The sequence below is a fragment of the Kushneria indalinina DSM 14324 genome (genome assembly GCF_003385845.1).
Classification (GTDB): Bacteria; Pseudomonadota; Gammaproteobacteria; order Pseudomonadales; family Halomonadaceae; genus Kushneria; species Kushneria indalinina.
Genome location: NZ_QRDJ01000008.1, coordinates 376,630 through 398,535, shown reverse-complemented (window position 1 = coordinate 398,535; position 21,906 = coordinate 376,630). Strand labels below are relative to the sequence as shown.

At 62.8% G+C, this 21,906-nt stretch carries 11 protein-coding genes; all 11 read right to left on the bottom strand.

What is annotated here, in order from left to right:
• Nucleotides 1-24: 24 nt before the first annotated feature.
• Complete coding sequence (locus tag C8D72_RS12810; RefSeq protein WP_115854812.1) at nt 25-219, bottom strand: hypothetical protein; 195 nt, start codon at nt 217-219, stop codon at nt 25-27.
• Nucleotides 220-392: 173 nt separating this feature from the next.
• Nucleotides 393-2,630 carry a 1,4-alpha-glucan branching protein GlgB gene (glgB, locus tag C8D72_RS12805; RefSeq protein WP_115854811.1) on the bottom strand — a complete coding sequence of 746 codons (2,238 nt, stop codon included), beginning with the start codon at nt 2,628-2,630 and terminating at the stop codon, nt 393-395.
• Nucleotides 2,614-6,093 (bottom strand): maltose alpha-D-glucosyltransferase, encoded by a 3,480-nt coding sequence (treS, locus tag C8D72_RS12800; RefSeq protein WP_115854810.1) that lies wholly within the window; start codon nt 6,091-6,093, stop codon nt 2,614-2,616. Before treS ends, glgB (C8D72_RS12805) begins: the two co-directional genes overlap by 17 nt.
• Before the next feature lie 143 nt (nt 6,094-6,236).
• Nucleotides 6,237-8,285 carry an alpha-1,4-glucan--maltose-1-phosphate maltosyltransferase gene (locus tag C8D72_RS12795; RefSeq protein ID WP_115854809.1) on the bottom strand — a complete coding sequence of 683 codons (2,049 nt, stop codon included), beginning with the start codon at nt 8,283-8,285 and terminating at the stop codon, nt 6,237-6,239.
• A 105-nt stretch (nt 8,286-8,390) separates the two neighbouring features.
• Complete coding sequence (gene glgX, locus C8D72_RS12790; RefSeq protein WP_115854808.1) at nt 8,391-10,616, bottom strand: glycogen debranching protein GlgX; 2,226 nt, start codon at nt 10,614-10,616, stop codon at nt 8,391-8,393.
• A gap of 49 nt (nt 10,617-10,665) precedes the next feature.
• The gene (locus C8D72_RS12785) at nt 10,666-11,244 is read right to left on the bottom strand and encodes a DUF2934 domain-containing protein (RefSeq protein WP_170140598.1); all 579 of its coding nucleotides are present in this window, start codon (nt 11,242-11,244) and stop codon (nt 10,666-10,668) included.
• A 95-nt stretch (nt 11,245-11,339) separates the two neighbouring features.
• Nucleotides 11,340-14,243, bottom strand: coding sequence for a malto-oligosyltrehalose synthase (gene treY / locus C8D72_RS12780; RefSeq protein WP_211308848.1), 2,904 nt, complete (start codon nt 14,241-14,243; stop codon nt 11,340-11,342).
• Entirely contained in the window at nt 14,236-16,251 is a 2,016-nt protein-coding gene (gene malQ, locus C8D72_RS12775) for a 4-alpha-glucanotransferase (RefSeq protein ID WP_115854806.1), read from the bottom strand. The genes treY and malQ overlap by 8 nt, the downstream gene beginning before the upstream one ends.
• Nucleotides 16,248-18,044: a malto-oligosyltrehalose trehalohydrolase gene (gene treZ, locus C8D72_RS12770; RefSeq protein ID WP_115854805.1), complete on the bottom strand. Its 1,797-nt coding sequence runs from the start codon at nt 18,042-18,044 to the stop codon at nt 16,248-16,250. Before treZ ends, malQ begins: the two co-directional genes overlap by 4 nt.
• Complete coding sequence (glgB, locus tag C8D72_RS12765; RefSeq protein ID WP_115854804.1) at nt 18,041-20,245, bottom strand: 1,4-alpha-glucan branching protein GlgB; 2,205 nt, start codon at nt 20,243-20,245, stop codon at nt 18,041-18,043. Before glgB (C8D72_RS12765) ends, treZ begins: the two co-directional genes overlap by 4 nt.
• Entirely contained in the window at nt 20,245-21,843 is a 1,599-nt protein-coding gene (gene glgA, locus C8D72_RS12760) for a glycogen synthase GlgA (protein ID WP_115854803.1), read from the bottom strand. The genes glgB (C8D72_RS12765) and glgA overlap by 1 nt, the downstream gene beginning before the upstream one ends.
• Nucleotides 21,844-21,906: the final 63 nt, after the last annotated feature.

Below are 21,906 nucleotides of genomic sequence, written 5' to 3'. Positions count from 1 at the left end.
CACCGGAAAACCCGGGCGTACCGGCTAGCCATCAAGGCTGCGCGCCGGGTCGCCTGAAACGCCGGGACAATGCCCGTCATGGTGCTCGCACCAGGCGGGCATACTACTGCCTCGATCAGGCGTCAGAGTATCTCCGGCCATCAATACGAAGAAGGCAAGCAGGATCACCAGGATGAAGATGGCAATCTCACCAAGGGGATAATGTCGATGATGGTGCATGGCGACCTCCCGTCTCATTGACCGGACACAGCCACCAGCGGCTGACGTTACAAGGCGGCTGCCCCTGTCTTCATAAGCTTGCCCCTATATTAAAGAAGTTTTAAAACTCGGCCGCGATGCACGTTTTGTCGCATATGGCGTAGCAGCACTACGCCATATGCACCGTTTTGAAACTACTTCAGCGCTACATTCCCGGGTTTCAGGATAGTGGCGCCCAGCGGCGGCAGATGCAGGGACAGGGTAAACGGATGACCATGGCTTTCACGCGCCTCGGCCTCGCGTCCGCCATCGTTGCCGGTGCCGGTACCGCCATACAGCTGCGCATTGCTGTTGAAACACTCCTGCCAGTGGCCCGCCGTGGGCACGCCGACGCCATAGCCTGAAATCTCCTGCGGAGTGAGATTGATCACCACCAGCACGGGCTGACCGTCGCGGCTCCATCGCAGCCACGCCAGCACGCTGTTGTGGGCATCATCACCGACCACCCACTCAAACCCTTCAGGCACACAGTCCTGCTCATGCAGGGCCGGTTCACGGGTATAGATGCCGTTGAGATCACGGACCAGATCCGAGATGCCCTGATGCTCACTGTGGCCCAGCAGGAACCAGTCCAGCTCGCGGTCATGACTCCACTCGCGAAACTGTGCCAGCTCACAGCCCATGAACAGCAGCTTCTTGCCGGGGTGGGTCCACATCAGCGACAGACAGGCGCGCAGGTTGGCGAACTGCTGCCAGCGATCACCGGGCATCTTGTTGATCAGTGATCCCTTGCCGTGTACCACCTCATCGTGCGAGATCGGCAGCATGAAGTGCTCGGAGAAGGCATACACCAGCGAGAAGGTCAGCTCGCCGTGATGATAGCTGCGATACAGCGGGTCCTCGCTCATGTAGTTGAGGGTGTCGTGCATCCAGCCCATGTTCCACTTGTAGGCAAAGCCGAGCCCGCCTTCTGACACCGGGCGACTGACGCCGGGCCACGCCGTGGACTCCTCGGCAATCATGATGGCGCCGGGCGCCTCTTCATGAACCACGTCATTGAGATGGGTCAGAAAGTCGATCGTCTCCAGATTTTCCTGGCCGCCGTGGCGGTTGGGGATCCACTCGCCTTCCTCGCGTGAGTAGTTGCGATAGAGCATCGAGGCCACCGCATCCACACGCAGGGCATCCACGTGGAAGTGCTTGAGCCAGTAAAGGGCCGAGGCCAGCATGAAGCCATGCACCTCGTGGCGCCCCAGGTTGTAGATATAGGTGTTCCAGTCCTGATGGAAGCCTTCACGGGGGTCCTGGTACTCGTAGAGCGCCGTGCCGTCAAAGCGCGCCAGCCCGTGCGGGTCGGTCGGGAAATGCGCCGGTACCCAGTCGAGGATGACGCCAATGCCGGCCTGGTGACAGGCATCCACAAAGGCAGCGAAATCCTGTGGCTTGCCGAATCGGCCGCTGGGCGCGAACTGCGACAGCGGCTGATAGCCCCACGAACCGCCAAAGGGGTGCTCCATGATCGGCAGCAGCTCGATATGGGTAAAGCCCATCTCCTTGACGTAGGGGATCAGCCACTGCGCCATATCATCCCAGCTGTAGAGCTCGCCCTCGTCGCCCCCGTGACGCCGCCAGGACGCCGCGTGCACCTCATAGACCGAAATGGGCGCATCGGCCGCGTGACGCTCGGCGCGCTCGGCCATCCATGTCTGGTCCTGCCAGTCATGGGCCAGCGGTGCGGCCACGACCGAGCCGGTTTCGGGTGGCGCCTGGGTGGCACGCGCCACCGGGTCGGCCTTGAGCGGCAGAAGGCCGTCCTGCCCCAGAATCTCGTACTTGTAGACGGCGCCTTCGGGCAGCCCGGGAATGAAGATCTCCCAGACCCCGGTGGGCTGGCGCTGGCGCATCGGATAGCGCCGCCCGTCCCACTGGCAGAACTCGCCGACCACCGAGACGCGGCGGGCATTGGGCGCCCAGACGGCAAAACGCACACCTTTCACGCCATCCACCGTCATCATCTGCGCGCCGAGACAGGTGCCCAGCTCGCGATGATTGCCCTCGCCGATCAGATAGAGATCCAGCTCGCCCAGCAGCGGCCCGAAGGCATAGGGGTCCTCGACGATTTCTTCGCCGTGCGGCCAGCGAATACGCAGCCGGTAAGGGGCCAGCCGGTCAAGGCGGCCGACGAAAAGATCCGGCACCTGCCCCGGCTGCAGCCGGGTCAGGACGCGATCACTGTCGCGCTCAAGCAGTTCCACCCCGATGGCGCGTGGCAGAAAGGCCCGCACAACCATGGCATGATCCTCCTCGTGTGGCCCGAGCACGGCAAAGGGGTCGCCATGCGAACCCTCGACCAGCGCCTGCGCGGCGTCAGGGTTCAGCAAAGTGATGTCGGTTGACGCGCCGAGAACGTCCTGTTTATTGCGAGTCGTCATGGTGACCCTCCCCTGATTGGGACATGTCATTGCCCGAGCGTGTGCTCAGTTCGTCAAAGAGTGCGACCAGACCACGCATGGGAACGCTCAGCCAGGCCGGTCGATTGGCTGCTTCGTAGGCAATCTCGTAGACCGCCTTTTCCAGCGTGAAGAGCGACAGCGCCGCACTGGCACCATCCTCGAACTGCCACTGATGCCCCACCTGATGCGTGGCCTGGCGATAGGCCAGCAAAAACGACTGGGTGACCCGGTGGCGATAGTCGACGATCACTTCCTGGCTGACCGCCTCATGATCATGGGCCACATCGGCCCGGTGAGCGTTGTCCAGTGCCATGGCCGAGGCATAGTCAAAGGAGCGCACCACGCCTGCCACATCGCGCAGGGGGCTGCTCTTCATGCGACGCTCGGCAAGCGGCCGGGCAGGTTCGCCTTCAAAGTCGATGATGTAGGCATCGTCATGCGATACCAGGATCTGACCGAGGTGCAGATCCCCATGGGTACGCGTGCAGAGGCTGCCCTGGGCGTGATGGGCAAACGAATCCGCCATCTCCGAAAGTGCCTCGCGGCGCTCGAGAAGCCAGTCGGCCAGCCGCTGGTCCTCTTCGCTGGCGCTGCCCTTGTGACTTTCAAGGACCTCCATGGCCCGGCCAATCTGGGCGCGCACGCCGTCGGCCCATTCACGCGTTCGGGCCTCATCGGCGATCTCCGGGGCGAAATCGGACTCCGGCGTGTCCATGGCCAGCAGGGTGTGCATTTCACCCAGCCGCTGCCCCAGCAGACCGGCAAAACCAGTGATGGTGGCCAGCGGGTCGTAGACGTCATTCTGATCGGCCTGCACCATTTCGCTGACATCGCGAATGGCACGTTCGAGCGTATTGAGCGTCCACTCCCAGGCATCGCCCTGGTTGTCGATATAGCCCTGCAGCACCATCAGCACGTGCGGCACGCCCTGATCATCGATGCGGGTGACTTCCCCCAGCATGGGTGCGATATGGGTAAAGCCGCGCTCGGTCAGATACCGTCCCATCTCCGCTTCGGGATGGACGCCGCTTTCGATGCGACGAATCAGCTTGAGCACCATGCGATCGTCGATGATCACGGAGCTGTTGGACTGCTCGGCGCTCAGATAGCGCATCTCGGCTTCGTGCGGGGCCATCTCCAGCTCGCTTAAAAGCGAGGTAGAGCGGAAATGCAGCTCGCCGGGGCGCGCAGCCTCGGCATCCGTTTCCACCGCGTTGCGGGTCAGATCCAGCACCACGCCCATGCGCAGCGCCTGTACCACCGCCAGGGGGAAGCCCGGCATCGCAAAGGCATCGGTCAAAAGCCCGACGTCCCGGCCGCGACGAATGCGGGCCATGGCCAGCTGCTGGGGCAACAGTGCGCCTTCGTCCTCGCCAATCAGCCCCATGGGCAGCACATAACGCTCGGGAGAGGTCGGTTCTGCGCCCTCCTGGCGAGCCTGCACCTCGATTTCACCGAGCAGGATCGTCGGCGAGCTTGAAGCGCGCTCATCGACAGCAGCGCTGTCCAGGCCCACCGCCCAGGCCAGCCTGACCTGATCGATGGTGCTGTTCTTGGCGGCAAACCAGCGCCTGCGCGGCAGATATTGCGGCAGGCTCTCGTTTTCAAGCGAGCGACGTGTCCGGCCGGTGCCGATCTCATCCAGGCGCTGCTTGATCACCAGGGTCAAAAGCTCCGGCATCATCTCCTGGGCCGGTGCATGCCAGTGCGGCATGGTGGTTTCCGGTGCCAGCAGGAACCAGTAAAAGCCATAGGGCGGCAGGGTCAGCAGATAGCTGAGCTGCCCGATGGGCGGGAAGGTGCTCCCCCCGAGCATTTCCACCGGCACATGGCCTTCCCAGTTCGACAGGTCCAGCTCCACCGCCTGCGCCGAACGCGACACGTTGGCCACGCAGAGAATGGTATCCACTTCCCCACTCTCTTCATGGGTATATTCGCGGACGTAGGCCAGAATGCGACGATTGGCGGGGTACAAAAGCTTCATCACGCCGCGGCCGAAGGCCTTTTGCTGGCTGCGTACGGCCAGCATGCGCCGCATCCAGTTGAGCAGCGAGTGCGGGTCGCGGGTCTGCGCCTCGACGTTGATGGTCTGAAAGCCGTACAGCGCGTCCATGATCGGCGGCAGCACCATGCTGGCCGGATCGGCGCGCGAGAAGCCGCCGTTGCGGTCCATGGTCCACTGCATGGGCGTGCGCACGCCGTCGCGATCGCCCAAGTGGATGTTGTCCCCCATGCCGATCTCGTCGCCGTAATAGACCGTGGGCGTGCCCGGCATCGACAGCAACAGACTGTTGAGCAGCTCGATGCGACGGCGGTCGCGCTCCAGCAGCGGCGCCAGTCGGCGTCGAATGCCCAGATTGATGCGCGCGCGCCGGTCGGAGGCGTAGTGGTTCCAGAGATAATCGCGTTCGCGATCGGTGACCATTTCGAGCGTCAGCTCGTCATGGTTGCGCAAAAAGACCGCCCACTGACAGTTTTCGGGAATCTCCGGGGTCTGGCGCAGGATATCGGTGATCGGAAAGCGATCTTCCTGGGCCAGCGACATGTACATGCGCGGCATCAGCGGGAAGTGAAACGCCATGTGGCATTCATCCCCCTCGCCGAAATAGGGGCGCGTGTCCTCGGGCCACTGATTGGCCTCGGCCAGCAGCATGCGGTCGGGGAAATGCTCATCAATCACCGCCCGGATGCGCTTGAGCACCTCATGGGTCTCGGGCAGATTCTCGTTGTTGGTGCCTTCCCGTTCGACCAGATAGGGGATGGCGTCCAGGCGCAGGCCATCCACGCCCATCTCCAGCCAGTAGTGCATGACCTTCATGACCTCGTCGAAGACGACGGGGTTATCGAAGTTCAGATCGGGCTGGTGCGAGTAGAAGCGGTGCCAGAAGTACTGCCCGGCCACCGGGTCCCAGGTCCAGTTGGAGGTCTCGGTGTCCAGAAAGATGATGCGGGTGTCGCTGTAGTGCGTGTCGCTGTCCGACCAGACGTAGAACTCGCGCTCCGGCGAGCCCTTGGGCGCATGGCGGGCGCGCTGAAACCAGGGGTGCTGGTCGGAGGTATGGTTGATGACCAGCTCGGTGATCACGCGCAGCCCGCGGGCATGCGCCTCCTTGATAAACTCCTGCGCCTGCTCCAGCGTGCCGTAATCCGGGCTCACCGCGCAGTACTCGGAGATGTCATAGCCGTCATCGCGGCGCGGCGATGGGTAGAACGGCAGTATCCAGATGGTATTGACGCCCAGACCCGCGATGTAATCAAGCCGCTCGATCAGGCCCTGAAAATCACCGATACCGTCGTTGTTGGCGTCATAAAAGGATTTGACGTGTACCTGATAAATGACCGCGTCCTTGTACCACAGCGGGTCATTGATAAAGGCGGGTTCGCCCTCGCCGGCCGCCATGACCTGCTGGGACGAACCGGATACATTGTTGGCATTCATCATGAGACATTTTCCTCCTCGCCCCGACCGGTGGTCGCAGGCGATCGTGTTGCGTCATGCCTGAAGAAAGAAGCGACACCGGCTATCCCGTGTTGATCCCGGAAGTACCGATCACCGGTGTGCGCTCCATCGCGTCTCCTGCTGACTTACTGCGCCGGGCGAAGGCGCCAGATGCCGAAGGGCATTTGCGGCGTCAGGTGCGTGCTCTGCCACTTGCCGTGCCAGGTCCATCGATGACCGGTCATCAAATCCTCGCCATGCACATCGGCATGATCCTCAAGGCCGAGCTCCCACAGCGGCAGTTCGAAATGGCCGGACTGCTCGTGGAAGGGATCAAGGCTTATGGCCACCAGCACCACATTGCTCATGTCCGGCGTCGACTTGACGAAATAAAGAATGCGGTCGTTGTCGATGGTGTAAAACCGGATGCCCAGATGGGTCTGCAGCGCCGGATTCTGGCGCCGGATCCAGTTGAGCCGGGCGATCTCGGCACTGATGTTGCCGGGGGCAAAGTAGTCTCGCGTTTTCAGCTGATACTTCTCGGAATCGAGATACTCCTCCTTGCCCGGCACCGGCGCCGCCTCACAGAGCTCAAAGCCTGAATACATGCCCCAGAGCCCCGACCCCATGGTCGCCAGCGCCGCCCGAATCAGAAAGCCCGGGCGCCCCGAGCCCTGCAGGAAGGTCGGGTTGATGTCCGGCGTATTGACGAAGAAGTTGGGCCGATAACACTCGCGCAGCGGCGACTCGTTGAGCTGGGTCAGATATTCGGTCAGCTCCGGCTTGGTATTGCGCCAGGTAAAGTAGGTGTAGCTCATGGTGAAGCCGATCTTGCCCAGCCGCGCCATGATGGCCGGGCGGGTAAAGGCCTCGGCAAAAAAGATCACATCCGGGTCGCGGCCGCGAATATCGGCGATCAGCCACTCCCAGAACGGGAAGGGCTTGGTGTGCGGATTGTCCACGCGAAAGATCTTCACGCCTTCATCCACCCAGCCCTGTACCACATCGCGCAGCGCCAGCCACAGCCCGGGGATGGCGTCCTCGGCGTAGAAGTCGACGTTGACGATGTCTTCATACTTCTTGGGCGGGTTTTCGGCGTAGCGGATCGTGCCGTCCGGGCGCCAGGCAAACCAGCCGGGGTGTTCGGCAAGCCAGGGGTGGTCCGGCGAGCACTGAATGGCAAAATCCAGCGCAATCTCGAGATCATGCTCACGGGCGGCGGCCACCAGAGCGCGAAAGTCCTCGACCGCGCCGAGCTGTGGATGGATCGCCTCGTGACCGCCGTCCTCATTGCCGATGGCATAGGGGCTGCCCGGATCATCGGGGCCGGGGGTCAACGTGTTGTTGGGGCCCTTGCGATGGGTGTGACCGATGGGATGAATGGGCGGAAAATAGAGCACATCAAAGCCCATATCACGGATCATCGGCAACCGAGCGTGCACATCGTTGAACGTGCCATGGCGACCGGGTTCCGGGCTTTCCGAGCGGGGAAAGAGCTCATACCAGCTGGCAAAGCCTGCCAGCTCGCGATCAACTTCCAGCGGCATGGCCGCACTGCGACTCAGGTGATGCTGCGGATCACACTGCTGCATGAGCGACAGCGTATCCCGCGACAGCAACAGCGCGACCTGCTCACTCTCATCGACAGCGCCCTTGAGCTGCGCCAGCAGTGCTTCAAGCGCACTGGCCTGTTCGCTGCCGGGGGCCACACGCTCCAGCGCCCGGGAAACATGGTCGTGGCCTTCGCGCAGCTCCAGCGCGATCGAGATGCCGGCGGTGTGCTTCCTGCTCAGCTCGTAGTGATAGGTGCCGTAGAGATCCCACCACGCTTCAATCACGAACTCGTGGGCGCCGGTCGCGGTGGGCGTAAAGGTACCCTCCCACAGATCGTTGCCCAGCGGTCTGACCAGCGTCAGTGTTTCGCTGTGCCAGTCATCTTCCGCGGCCGTGTGTGGCGCATTGCCCTGCGTGCAGCGCCAGCGCACGCGCGCGGCCAGCACATCATGGCCATCGGCAAAGATGACCGCGGTGACGGTGACCGGCTGCCCGGCGATGGCCTTGGCGGCAAAACGCCCCTGCTCGACGTCCGGGTAAATATCCTCGATGGCAATACGATCGCCCATGGCGGCCTGCATCACCGGTGTCTCCTGCGTATCCGTGTTCTGTTGGGATGTGCTGCGTTGCACCATTGACATTGCTGCTCGCTCCTTTCCCTGGGCGCAGCCCTTCATCCTTGACGCTCATGGACAGGACTGGCGGCAATCTGCCGATGGCCTCGGGCCATCGGCAGCATGGTTGGACTACCCGTTGCGGCCTGCACCGCTGTCGTCACGTACCAGCTCCAGCAGCACCATCGAGCGGCTTTCGACCTCGTAGGTGCTGTTGAAATCGTAGTGGCCGCCTTCCCTGCTGTCAGGTTCGGCCGTATTGAGCCGGAAGATCCAGTGCCTGCCGGAGGAGACTTCCGGCAGCGTCCAGGTCACCGGCTCATGATGGGCGTTGACGATCATCAACAGCGTACTGTGCGAGCCGGCACGACGAATGCCGGTCGGCTGGGCGCGACCATCCAGCAGTACCCCGATGGAGCGAGAGTGTTCCGACTCCCAGTTGCCGACATCCATCTCTTCGGTTTCCGGCGTCAGCCAGGTGACATCGCGCACTTCCAGCTCATCGTTCCATTCACCGGTCAGAAAGCGGCTGCGATGCAGCATCGGATAGCGCCGCCGCAGGGCGATGATATGGCGGGTGAAGTTGAGCAGATCACGCCCTTCCTGGGAAAACTCCCAGTCGATCCAGCCGATCTCGCTGTCCTGGCAGTAGGCGTTGTTGTTGCCACCCTGGGTGCGTCCGAACTCGTCGCCGGCCAGCAGCATCGGGGTGCCCTGGGAGAACATCAGGGTCGCGAGCATGTTGCGCATCTGGCGCAGGCGCAGCTCACGAATCTCCGGATCGTCGGTCTCGCCTTCTACCCCATGGTTCCAGGAATAGTTGTCGTCGCTACCGTCGTTGTTGTCCTCGCCGTTGGCCTCGTTGTGCTTGTCGTTGTAGGTCACCAGATCGCGCAGGGTGAACCCGTCGTGCGCGGTGATGAAGTTGATCGACGAGTACGGCTTGCGTCCGCGGTGGTTAAAGAGATCCGCAGAGCCTGTCAGGCGCGTGGCAAACTCGGCCAGCTGGCCTTCATCCCCCTTCCAGAAGGCGCGCATGTTGTCGCGGAACTTGTCGTTCCACTCTGCCCAGCCCGGCGGGAAGCCGCCCACCTGATAGCCGCCGGGGCCGCAGTCCCAGGGTTCGGCAATCAGCTTGCACTGCGACAACAGCGGGTCCTGACGACAGGAGTCGAGAAAACCGCCGCCCTCGTCAAAGCCGTGCGGCTCACGCCCGAGGATGGTGGCCAGGTCAAAACGGAAACCGTCCACCCGCATCTCGTCGGCCCAGTAGCGCAGCGAGTCGGTGACCATCTGCAGGACACGCGGATGCGACAGGTTCAACGTGTTACCGGTGCCGGTATCGTTGATGTAGTAGCGCTTCTCTTCCGGCATCAGACGGTAATAGCTGAAGTTGTCGATGCCCTTCCAGGAGAGCGTCGGCCCCATCTCGTTGCCTTCGGCGGTGTGGTTGTAGACCACATCCAGAATGACCTCGACACCGACCGCGTGGTAGCAGGCCACCATCTGCTTGAACTCGCTGATGGTGTTGGTCGCCATGTAGGACGGGTGTGGTGCAAAAAACGACAGGGTGTTGTAACCCCAGTAGTTGTGCAGCCCCTTCTCCTGCAGATGCCGGTCATCGGCAAAGGCATGGATCGGCATCAGCTCCAGCGAACTCACGCCCAGCGTACGCAGGTGATCGAGTACCGCCGGGTCACTCAGGCCCGAGAAGGTCCCGCGCACCGACTCGTTGACCTTCGGATTCATCATGGTCATGCCGCGCACGTGGGCTTCATAGAAGATGGTGCGATCCCAGGGCACGTGGATCTCGCGCGAGCGACCCCAGGTAAAGGCCGGATCGATGACGCGGCACTTGGGGATAAACGGCGCACTGTCACGCTCGTCAAAGCTCAGATCGCCATCTTCATGACCGATGGTGTAGCCATACAGGGCATCATCCCACTGCAGCTCGCCCACCAGCTGGCGCGCACACGGATCGATCAACAGCTTGTTATGGTTGAAACGGTGACCGTTTTCCGGCTCGTAGGGGCCGTGAACCCGGTAACCATACAGCTGTCCCGGACGGGCGTCGGGCAGATAGCCGTGCCAGACCTCATCGGTGAACTCGGGCAGCTCGATGCGCTCAACCTCTTCCAGGCCATCGTCGCTGAAAAGGCACAGCTCCACTTTGGTGGCGTGTGCTGAAAAGAGGGCAAAATTGACCCCCAGTCCGTCCCAGGTGGACCCCAGCGGATAGGGCAGACCTTCACGAACCCTGCTGCTTTGCTGTCCGGTCGACGAGCTGATCGGGGCTTCACGCCCACCCGAGGTAATGCCGGGCGTTGGTGCGCCGGGATGAATCGGTGTTGTCGTCATATATCACTCCCAAAAGGGAAATAAAAAGCGCTGGCCGTGCAAAACACGACTACTGACTCGAGGTATCGTCGTTGCTGCTGTCACTTTTCTTGCGTCTGGTCGTCGTCTCTGTCGAGGCAGTACCCTGTTTTTTGGCGGCTGTCGTGCGGGTGCCTGTTGTCTTGCCGGCCGTCGTTTTGGAGGCTGTCGTTTTGGAGGCCGTGGCTTTGGAAGCCGTCGCCTTTTTGTCAGCGCTCGCGGCAGTGCTGCGCCGTTTGGCCGTACTGGTGCGTTTGGCGGGGGCCTTTTTGGCCGCCGGCTTGTCTGTCGCCTCGGACGCTGCCCCGGTGCTGTCCTCAGCGACCGGCGCATCCGTTGCCTCAGACGCTGTCGGCGCAGCGGCCTCGACGACCGGCGCATCCTTTGTGTCGGACGCTACGCTGGTGCTGGCATCAGCGGCCGGCTCGGCAGCCCTGGTACTGCGCGTCGCTGCTCGCGGCTGCGCATCCTGGGGCACATCGGTAATACGCTCGGCCGCGACCAGGCGACACGCCATGTGCCAGTGCCGATCGGCCTGACCGTCAGGGCAGTCCTCGGCTTCCCAGATCCGGTAGGCCAGCAAGCGAATACGAAGCTGATCGTCTGCCATATATTCCATCCTCCTTGCGTGGGCCATGCCCCTGTTGCCCGGCAGACCCGTATTATCTGAAAGGCCCCGGTGTACCCCGGGGCCTGTAGTGATGGTTATACCGACGGCATCCGATCGCCGGGGCTCGCCCCGGCCTGTGTCATGTCGGCTTCCAGTGCCTGATGTTCGTCTGCGGTCGCGGTGGAGACGTCACGAAACAGCACGCAAAACGGCAGTGAGGCCATGAGCTCAGCTACCGGCGCCTGCGGGTCGACGGCCTGTCCGGTGGTCAGCGACTGCCAGCCCCGGGCGTCATCTTTTGAGCCTTTCACGCGGGTATTGCCCCAGCGTCCCGGGGCGATCTGCAGCGTGTCACCGTCGAGCAGCGAGCCTGCGTGGCGCACGGCAATGACCATGACCGCCTGACCTTCATGCTCACGGGTGAATCCGATCAGCTGCCCGGCACGCTCGCCTTCAAAGTCGAGCGCCTGATAGTCGCCCTGCAGGAAGGCAGCCGGCAGACGCTGTCTCAGCCCCAGCACCTGGGTGATCAGCGCCTGTTTGATGCGCCCGTCACGCCAGTGTTCGATCAGCTCGGTGAGCGGCAGATCGTCGGCCAGCTGCGCGCGACGCTCGTCGAAGTCAACCGGGCGGCGGTTGTCAGGATCGACCAGCGAAAGATCCCAGCGCTCGGTGCCCTGATAGCAGTCCGGCACGCCCGGCACCGTCATGCGCAGCAGGGTCTGTACCAGACCATTGAGGGCACCCGCCGGGCTGACAGTGGTCACGACGTTGTAGATCGACTGACGCAGGGCCGCGCCGCGGCTATCGGTGAGCAGCGTCATCACGAAGTCACGACACTGGGTCTCGTATTCCTCGTCGGTATAGAGCCAGTGCGTATTGAGCTTGGCCTCGCGCAGGGCCTTCTCCTGCCAGTCGGCGATGCGGTTGGCAAACTGCTCAAGCCCCTGGGTGTCATCAGGGGAGAGCGTCAGCGGCCAGGCCCCCAGGATGATCTGATAGAGAATCATCTCTTCGGCCGTGGAAGGGCCGGCAAGCGTGCCGTCCTCGCGGGCAGGCTGGCGCAGTGATGAGGAAGTCGTCAGCCACTCGCGCACCTGCTCCGCCCAGCGATCGCCCCATTCCGACAGGGCCGCCAGCCGCGCACGAACGTCTTCACCGCGCTTGTGATCGTGGCTCGCCGTGGTCACCAGCGTGCCGGGGAAGTGACGCGCCTGCCAGGCGTTGAAGCGGTGGAAGTCCTCGCTGGAAGCGGCAAAATGCGCGCCGTCAAAGCCGACATCGTTGCGCGAAATCAGCACGGCGCTGCGGTACCCGGCCGTATCCTCCACGGCCTTGGCCGCCAGCGGCGAGGTCAGCTGGGCAAAGCGGATGATGGCGTTACGGCGCAGCCGACAGCCCAGGTCGTCATCATTGGCGGGCGCGTCACCGCCCAGCCAGTCATAGACCTGATCCAGCACCGCCTGATCCGGCGGCGTGAGCTCGGCGCGTGCCGCCACCACGGCGTGCGCAAAGAAGTTCTCATCCCGCGGTGCCAGCCCCTGATCATCGGCATAAGTCCGATAGATGGGGAACTGCACCGCCAGCGCGCGCAGTACCCGGCGAATCATTTCAGGCGTCGTGTCCCGGGTCATGGGGTCATGACGTGCCACATCGCAGAGCGCCCGCACGGCACGCTCAAACTCGGTGACCAGGGCGGTATCCGCTATCTCGCGCCGGGCGCGGGTCACCTCCTTTTCAAAGCTGTCCTCGCGACCCGACAGTGACTGCCACAACGCCTTGAGCGGCGCCTCGCCGGCCGGGTCATGCTGAAGCTTCGAGACCGCGTTCATGAACTCGTAGCCGGTGGTGCCGGTGACGCCCCAGTCCAGCGGCAGCGACTCGTTGCCCTCCAGAATCTTCTCCACGAAGATCGGCATTGGCGTTTCGGGCGCGCCGCCGGGACGGCGGGTGGCCGCCTCATCAACACGAGCGCGCAGCAGGCGGCAGTAGCCGGCCGGGTCGGCCAGTCCATCGACGTGATCAAGGCGTACGCCATCCACCAGCCCACGCTCGATCAGCTCCAGCAGATAGACGTGGGTCTGGGCAAATACCGCCGGGTCATCCACGCGCAGGGCGCCGAGTTCGGTGATATCAAAAAAGCGCCGCCAGTTGAGACTGTCATTGGCCGTGCGCCACCAGGCCAGCCGATAGTGCTGTCGCTCCAGCAGGACGTGCAGGCGCTCGGCGCCTTCCGGTTCTTCCGGGTTGTAACGCTCCAGCAGGGTGTTGAGCGCGGCGCGACCTTCATCGGTGCGCACGTGCTCGGCCAGCGCCAGCCCCGCCCGTTCGGCGCCCTCTTCCAGTGATACGGCGTCTTCGATCTGCTCGAACAGCCGGGCCTGTTCGCCCATGCCGTTTTCCAGCAGCATCAGCGCGTGGCAGCGCGGGTCGATGGGAAAGCAGTGCTCGAAATAATCCACATGAAACAGCCCGGTGGTCTCATCCAGCGCCAGCGTCATGTCGCCCGACACCAGCGCCTGCCCGTAGGGCTCGCCCAGAAACGGCACCAGCAGACGACCTTCGAGGGTCGGGTCGCCGTTGTCACGCCAGTTGATGTCGAACATGTCAGCAAAGCGACCGGACGGCCCCCAGCGCAGCACGTCCTGCCAGTAGGGGTTTTCCCGTCCGCCCACGGCCAGGTGGTTGGGCACGAAATCAACGATCAGCCCCATGCCAAAGGACCGGAGCTTCCCGACCAGCCGGGTCAGCGCCGCTTCATCACCGATCTCCGGGTTGAGCCGGGTGGGGTCGACGCCGTCATAGCCGTGCGTCGAGCCACTGCGTGCCGCCCACAGCGGTGAGGCGTAGAGATGGGTAACGCCCAGCCCCGCGAAATACTCGACCAGTGCCTCGGCATCATCGAGTGTGAAATCCTGGTGAAACTGCAGGCGCAGACATGACAACAGCGGCTGCTGACCCGGCACGTTCGATGGTGCATCCATGGATAGTTCACTCATGCAGCCCTGCTCCTGCGCGTGCGGTGGTCATGGCCCGGAGTCTTGCCAGAACACCGGGTGTTTCAAACATCTCGTCGACACTCAGCGGCAGACGACGGCGCCAGTTGGGATGCTCATCCAGCGTCCCCGGCAGATTGGGCTGCTCTTCAAGGCCCAGCAGATCCTCAAGCTGCAGCAGCACCAGCGGCGAGGGCGTGGCGCCGATATGGCGTGCCGCGGCCTCAAGCCAGGTGTCGCGGTCAGCATCCGGCGCGATTGCGAAGGTGTCGGCCAGCGCGGCAATATCCTGCTGGCGCATTTTGCGCTGCTGCTCCGGCGTCTCTCCCTCACCGAGCATGTCGAGCTCGATACGCCAGTCCAGATCACGCCCGACCCGCCAGCCGGCAACCGTGGGCAGATCATGGGTGCTGGTCATCGCCACGGCCCGTGCCGGATAGTCCCGGGCCGGTGTGAAGTCCTCTTCCTCGCGCTCGAACCACAAAACGCCCATGCCCAGAATGCCGCTTTTATCCAGGCGCTCACGGAACGCGGGCTCCACCGTCCCCAGATCTTCACCGATGATCAGGGCGCGATGGCGCCAGGACTCGAGTGCGATCAGGCGCATCAGCGACTGCTCGGGGTAGCGCACATAAGCGCCTTCGGTCGGTGAGGCACCTTCCGGAATCAGCCACAGCCGGGAAAGCCCCATGATGTGGTCAATGCGAAGGCCGCCGGCGCCGTGCAGGCAGGCCCTGAGCGTGGCGATAAAGCCGTCAAAGCCATACTCGATCAGCCCCTGCGGCGAGAAGCCGGTCACACCCCACTCCTGGCCGTTGGCATTGAAATCATCCGGCGGCGAGCCGATGCGAAGCTTGCCCAGCATCTCCTCCGGGCGGCTCCAGGCCTGGCTGCCGTGCGGGTCAACACCGACGGCGATATCGGCAATCAGACCGATACGCTGGCCGGCGCCGGTAGCGCGCTGCTGCACGGAGGCCAGTTCAAGGGCAATCTGCCACTGCGCAAAGGCATAAAAAGCCACGCGGTCGCCATGTTCCTGACTGAAATCCGCGACCGCCTCGCTTTTGACATCCTGCATGTCGCTCGGCCACGTATGCATGGGTCCCAGCGCTTCGCTGATGGCCTCGAAACGGCAATGGTTTTCCAGCGTCTCGCCGCTTTCCCTGCGAAAGGCGTTCAGCGCCTGGCGACCGGCCTCGGACAGTGCCGCGAAATCGCGCTCGAGCGCCTGCCAGCGCATCCGGCTGACGTGCTCATAATCCACCAGCGAGGTGGCGTCATCGCCGCTCGCCGTACTGCCCGATACGCTGTTATCCGGGGCGCTGTCACCCGAGGCGCTATAGAGCGGATTGAAGGCCAGCCGCGTCGAGGGCGAATAGGGGGAAAAGCGCTCGGGCTGATGCGGAAACAGCGCATGCACCGGGCTGATGGCCATGGCGTCCAGCCCGTTTTGGCCGGCGCGCTCGGCAAGACGCCCCAGCGCCTCACAGTCACCGATCCCGCCGTCATTGTCACGGCGCAGACTGTAGAGCTGCACGCCAAGCCCTGACATCGACTGTGGACCGTCTCCAGCCAGGGTTGCCACGTCCATGCAGCGATGCGGCGCGACCGCCAGACGTCGCCTTTTTCCCTCGATCTGCAGCTGGTAATAGCCGGGCTCGGCCACGGCTTCCAGCCGGCCTTTGGTATCGACACGCCCTTCAAGAGTGCGCCCGCTTTCATCGGTCAGGGTGTAGTCGGTGCCTTCGTCCACGGGGCCCGGCAGTTCGATGCCCTGTTCGATCTCGCCGACGATCAGCGGTGGCCAGTCGGCCACGCTCTCGGGGGCCTGCAGACGCTCGATGGCGGCCAGACTCTCCCTGATGTCTTTTGAGGTGTCGCAGCGATAGCCGAGTCCTTCCAGCACGCCCTTGATGGTGGCCTCGTCCAGCTGGCGCGGACGGTCCTGGCTGTCCTGCCAGTCGATAACGACGCCGGCGGCTTCGGCCAGCGATTTCAGAGTCTGGTTCATAGATGGCTGCTCAGACAGGCGCGAATCGCTCCCGGTGCCAGCGTGTTGGCATCGTCCGATTCGCCGAGTTCATAAAGTCGTTGCCCTTCCGGGGCGTCGATACTGACACGCTGCGTGCCCAGGTTGACGGCAATGCCCAGCACGGTGCCATCGCCCATGCGCCAGTGCGCCAGCACCGCGCCTTCCCCCAGGGGCACGGCACCCATGGGCCTTGTGCCCGGCAGGCGCGGAATGATTTCGGCGTGGCGGATATCGAGCAGCGTCATGTAGCGGGTATGCCACATGGCGGCTTCCGACTCGTCATCCGTGCCGGTACTCAAACGCGACTGCTCAAGGGTGGACGGTGCATTGGGATCGGGAATCTGTGCGCGTGTCTTCTCATCCTTGAAATGAGAAAAGTCGGCAAACTCGCTGCGACGCCCTTCACGCACGGCGTCGGCCAGCTCGTCGCGGTGATCGGTAAAGAAGAGAAACGGATTGCGCTCACCACGCTCTTCACCCATGAAGAGCATCGGGATCATCGGGCACAGCAGCAACAGCGCTGTTGCCGCCTCGAGACGCTCCTGATCAACCAGCGAAATGAGCCGCTCGCCCATCGCCCGATTGCCGACCTGATCATGGTTCTGTAAAAAGGCGATAAAGGCCGTTGTGGGCAGATGGCCGCTGGGCTCGCCGCGCGAATGGCCGCGACGGTCATTCTGCCCCTGAAAGATAAAGCCGCCATGCAGGGCGCTGGCGAGCTTGTCGGTGGCGTGGTCACAGTAATCGGCGTAATACCCTTCATGCTCACCGGTCAGCAGCGCATGCAGCACGTTGTGGATATCGTCATTCCACTGCGCGGTATAGGCCTTTTCCAGCAGCGAGGCGCTATTGCGCTCGTTTTCAAGCATCAGGTGGACATGGCGCGTGTCATTGACCTGCGTCTTGATCCGCTCGCTCATCTCCAGCAGAAAGGCGTCGTTGTTGATGGCATGTACGGCGTCAAAGCGCAGACCATCAAAGCGATACTCCTCGATCCACATCTGGGCGTTATCGATGAAGAAATCCTTCACCTGAGACCGATCGAAATCGATCGCGTCCCCCCAGGGCGTGTTCGTGCCGGTAAAGAAATCGCCCGCGTAGTGCGGCAGATAGTTGCCGTCCGGACCGAAGTGGTTGTACACCACGTCCAGAAAGACCATCAGGCCCAGTCCATGGGCCTGATCAATCATGGCCTTGAGCTGATCCGGCGTGCCGTAGGAGGCTTCGACGGCGTAGGGCAGCACGCCGTCATAGCCCCAGTTGCGCGCACCGGGAAACTCGTTGACGGGCATCAGCTCGATGGCGGTAATGCCCATGGAGGCCCAGTCCTGCAGGCGCTCACGAATGGCCTCAAAACCACCCAGCGTGCCGACATGGATTTCCAGAATGACGGTTTCATGCCAGGGCCGGCCCTGCCAGTGCGCGTTGTCCCAGACATACGCGGTCGGATCAATCACCACGCTGGGCCCGGTCACGTCCTCATGCTGAGCGCGCGCCGCCGGGTCAGGCACGGACAGCTCATCGCTGATGCGATAGCGGTAATGCGCGCCCGGCGGGCACTCGATTTCAAGGGTGAAATCGCCGTCGCTGCTTTTCTCCATGACAAGCCTTTCGGGCTCATCACCGGGAGTACGCGACAGTTCAAGCGTGACCGTCTCGACGCCGGGCGCCCAGAAGGTGAAACGGGTGCGCCGCTCATCCAGTACGGTCGCACCGTAATGGCAATGGTGAGAAAACCGATCACTGATGGAGTCGGATGTGGAAGCACTCATGTCGGCCAGTCTCCCTGACGCAGGTAAAGCGTACTTAATGGTGGAAGCGTCAACAGCAGTGACGCCGGATGGCCATGGCTGGGGTCGGGATGCGCGTGCAAGGCGCTGCCGTTGCCCTGGTTGCTTCCAGCGTAGAAGACACTGTCACTATTGAATATCTCGCGCCAGACACTCATGACCGGCACACCGATACGATAGTGATGACGAGCCACCGGCGTCAGATTGCAGACCACCAGCAGCGGCGCCTGGCCGGTTTCAGCATGGCGCAGAAAGGCAACGACGCTATTGTCGCTGTCATCACCGACCACCCATGAAAAGCCGTTGGGCTCCCCGTCGCAGACGTGCATCGCCGGGTCCTCGACATAGATCCGGTTGAGATCGGCAATGGCGCGCGACAGCCCGCGAGGGCCGGACTCGTCCAGACGCTCCCAGTCGAGCTCACGGTCGTGATGCCATTCGCGCCACTGACCCAGCTCGGTGCCCATGAACAGAAGCTTCTTGCCCGGATGCGCCCACATGAAGGCCAGATAGGCGCGCAGCCCGGCCAGCTTTTGCGCTTCGTCACCGGGCATTCTTGACAGCAGCGAGCCCTTGCCGTGGACCACCTCGTCATGAGAAAGCGGCAGCACAAAATGCTCGGAGAAGGCGTACTGCAGGCCGAAGGTCAGATCGCCGTGGTGCCAGGCGCGATACAGCGGGTCGCGCGACATGTAGGACAGCGTGTCGTGCATCCAGCCCATGTTCCACTTGAAGGTGAATCCAAGCCCGCCGGTAGCAGTCGGTGCGGTAACACCCGGCCAGGAAGTGGACTCTTCGGCGATCATCATGACGCCCGGGCAGCGCTCGGCGATGGTGGCGTTGAGCTCACGCAGGAAATCAACGACTTCGAGGTTTTCGCGCCCGCCATGGATATTGGGCAGCCAGGCATCATCGCTGCGGCTGTAATCCCGATAGAGCATCGAGGCGACGGCGTCCACACGAAGCCCATCGATATGAAAGTGCTCGAGCCACTCAAGGGCGCTGGCGATCAGAAAGCCTCTGACCTCATTGCGCCCCAGGTTATAGATCAGTGTGTTCCATTCGGGATGAAACCCTTCCCGCGGGTCGTCATGCTCATAAAGCGCGGTGCCGTCAAAGCGCACCAGCCCGTGCTCATCGGCCGGGAAGTGCGCCGGCACCCAGTCCAGAATGACGCCAATGCCGGCGGCGTGGCAGGCGTTGATGAAACGGGCAAAGGCCTCGGGCGTGCCCATGCGTGCCGTGGGGGCAAACATGCCAATGGGCTGATACCCCCAGGAGCCGACAAAGGGATGCTCGCTGATGGGCATCAGTTCGATATGGGTAAAGCCCATATCGGCCACCCAGGGAATCAGCCGGGACGCCAGGGCGTCCCACTCCAGCGTATTGCCATCGTGATCGTGCTGCCAGGAGAGTACATGCAGCTCATAGATGGATAGCGGCGCCGTGCGCATATTGCTGGCATCGCGTCGTCTGAGCCAGGCATGGTCATGCCAGCTGAAGGCGCGATTGCTGGCCACGACGGAGACGTCCAGCGCCGCCGCTTCCGTTCGGCGCGCCAGCGGATCCACCTTGTGGCGCAGCTGACCGTCATGGTCGAGAAGCTCGAAGCGATAGCGTTCGCCGGCCTTGAGATGTGGCACAAAGATGGCCCATATCCCGCTGCCTTCATGGCGCTGCATGGCATGTCGACGCCCGTCCCAGACGTTGAAATCGCCCACGACCGAGACACGCTGAGCATTGGGTGCCCAGAGGGTAAATCGCACGCCATCGACCCCGTCGAGCGCCGTCGGGCAGGCCCCGAACACGCGCGCCAGTTCGCGATGACGGCCCTCACTGAAAAGATGAAGGTCCAGCTCGCCCGGCATCGGCGCAAACCGGTAGGGATCATCGGTAATCTGTACCACCTCATCCGGCCAGGTGATACGCAGGCGATAGCGCGCACCCGTCGGGATACGCGCACAGTGAATGCCACTCTCCCCCGGTTCGGCCACGGCCAGCACCTGATGCACGACATCAATCAGTTCCACCCTGTCAGCACCCGGCAACAGCAGCCGTACCAGCGTTTGGTCCTCCTGCTCATGTGGTCCCAGCCAGCGAAACGGATCGTCGTGTCGCGCCTGCGCAAGGCGTGACAGGGCATCACGCTCGCCCTGGGAAGCGCTGGAAAGTGCTGTCACCATTATATGCTCACATGTCTTAACGAATGGGTCGTTACCCCTGCAGGTACCATCAGCTGATGATAGAGGCGTCGATACGGTGTAACTGACAGTCGCCACTGGTAGTGGATGGCCATGGCGGCACGACGCATGGCATAGAAAAGCTCGGTGCAGCCGAAGATGCGAAAGGCGCGATCGATGGCCTTCTGAAAATCCTGCTGCGAGAGCTCATCAAAGAGAAAGCCGGTCACACCGTCCTCGATGGTGTCCGCCAGCCCGCCGGTGCGATGGGCGATCGGCAGGGACCCGAAGCGCTGGGCATACATCTGCGACAGGCCACAGGGTTCAAAGCGTGACGGCATCAAAAGATAGTCGCTGCCGGCAAAGATGCAGCGCGCCTCGCGCTCGCTGAAGCCGATGTGCACGCCAATCGCACCCGGAAAGCGTGCTTCCAGATTGCGCAGGGCATTTTCGATGGCGGGCTCACCGCAGCCGATCACGACCAGCTGACCGCCGGCCCGCACGATCGATTCGGCCGCCGCGATGGTGAGATCCAGCCCCTTTTGATGCACCAGTCGGGAGACCACGGCAAACAGCGGCCCGTGGCTCACCGCCAGACGGAACATGCGCCGGACATGAGCGGTATTGGCGCGCTTGCCGGCCCAGTCATTGGTGGCAAAGGCGCAGGCCAGATAGGCGTCCGTCTGCGGGTCCCAGCTGTCATCGATACCGTTGGCGATCCCGCTGAGGCGCTTTTTCCCGGCGCAGTCCGACAAAAGCCCTTCCAGCCCACAGCCAAAGGCCGGCGTGGTGATTTCGCGGGCGTAGGTCTCACTGACCGTGGTGATGTGGTTGCTGTAGACAATGCCGGCCTTCATGAAGGAAAGCCGGTCATAAAACTCGAGCCCCTTCGTATTGAAGGCGCTGTCGGGAATGCCCAGTCGGCTCAGGTATTCAGGGCCGTAGAGCCCCTGATAGGCCAGATTGTGAATGGTATAGACGCAGGGCGTGTCATCATTGTTCCAGCGCAGATAGCCCGCGGCCAGACCGGTCTGCCAGTCATGCAGATGCAAAAGATCCGGGTGCCAGCCCTGATCGTCAAAACGCACTTCGGGCGTCACCATCGCCATCTGTGCCGCGGCCAGTGACAGGCGCGCGAAGCGAATGGCGTTGTCCTCCCACTCCTGCCCCTGCTCGTCAAGATAGGGACTGCCGGGGCGATCATAGAGCTCCGGACAGATCAGGACATAGACGGTCAGCCCTTCGGGCAGTTCGATACGCCCCAGATCGCAGGCAGGAATATCGGCAAGCCCGGGCAGTCGGGCAATGACGTGAACCGGCCAGATGCTTTCAAGGACCTCACGGTAGGCCGGCATCAGGACACGCATGTCGTAATGATTGAGCAGGGCACGTGGCAGGGCTGCCGAAACATCGCCCAGACCACCGACCTTGACGAAATCGGCCAGCTCCGAGGTCACAAACAGGATGGGGTCGGCAGGCTCACTCTGACCAGCGGATACGCCGTGGTGCGCGAGGGAGGCAGATACCGGTGAAACGGATGTTGTCGCTTTTGTAGCGTGAGTGGCGTGTGCCAAAGTGGCATCAACGGCTGATTGAGACATGCGCGACCTCCTCGCGAAGTGCGCTGACGCCGAAGTGTCTCGAGCCATCAAGCGGTACAGCTG

Excerpts from the sequence above, each read along its gene's own strand:
- treY (WP_211308848.1), bottom strand. The coding sequence starts at position 14,243 with ATGAGTGAACTATCCATGGATGCACCATCGAACGTGCCGGGTCAGCAG.
- C8D72_RS12785 (WP_170140598.1), bottom strand. The coding sequence starts at position 11,244 with ATGGCAGACGATCAGCTTCGTATTCGCTTGCTGGCCTACCGGATCTGG.
- glgB (WP_115854811.1), bottom strand. The coding sequence starts at position 2,630 with ATGACGACTCGCAATAAACAGGACGTTCTCGGCGCGTCAACCGACATC.
- C8D72_RS12795 (WP_115854809.1), bottom strand. The coding sequence starts at position 8,285 with ATGTCAATGGTGCAACGCAGCACATCCCAACAGAACACGGATACGCAG.
- treZ (WP_115854805.1), bottom strand. The coding sequence starts at position 18,044 with ATGAGTGCTTCCACATCCGACTCCATCAGTGATCGGTTTTCTCACCAT.
- glgB (WP_115854804.1), bottom strand. The coding sequence starts at position 20,245 with ATGGTGACAGCACTTTCCAGCGCTTCCCAGGGCGAGCGTGATGCCCTG.
- malQ (WP_115854806.1), bottom strand. The coding sequence starts at position 16,251 with ATGAACCAGACTCTGAAATCGCTGGCCGAAGCCGCCGGCGTCGTTATC.
- glgA (WP_115854803.1), bottom strand. The coding sequence starts at position 21,843 with ATGTCTCAATCAGCCGTTGATGCCACTTTGGCACACGCCACTCACGCT.
- treS (WP_115854810.1), bottom strand. The coding sequence starts at position 6,093 with ATGATGAATGCCAACAATGTATCCGGTTCGTCCCAGCAGGTCATGGCG.
- glgX (WP_115854808.1), bottom strand. The coding sequence starts at position 10,616 with ATGACGACAACACCGATTCATCCCGGCGCACCAACGCCCGGCATTACC.
- C8D72_RS12810 (WP_115854812.1), bottom strand. The coding sequence starts at position 219 with ATGCACCATCATCGACATTATCCCCTTGGTGAGATTGCCATCTTCATC.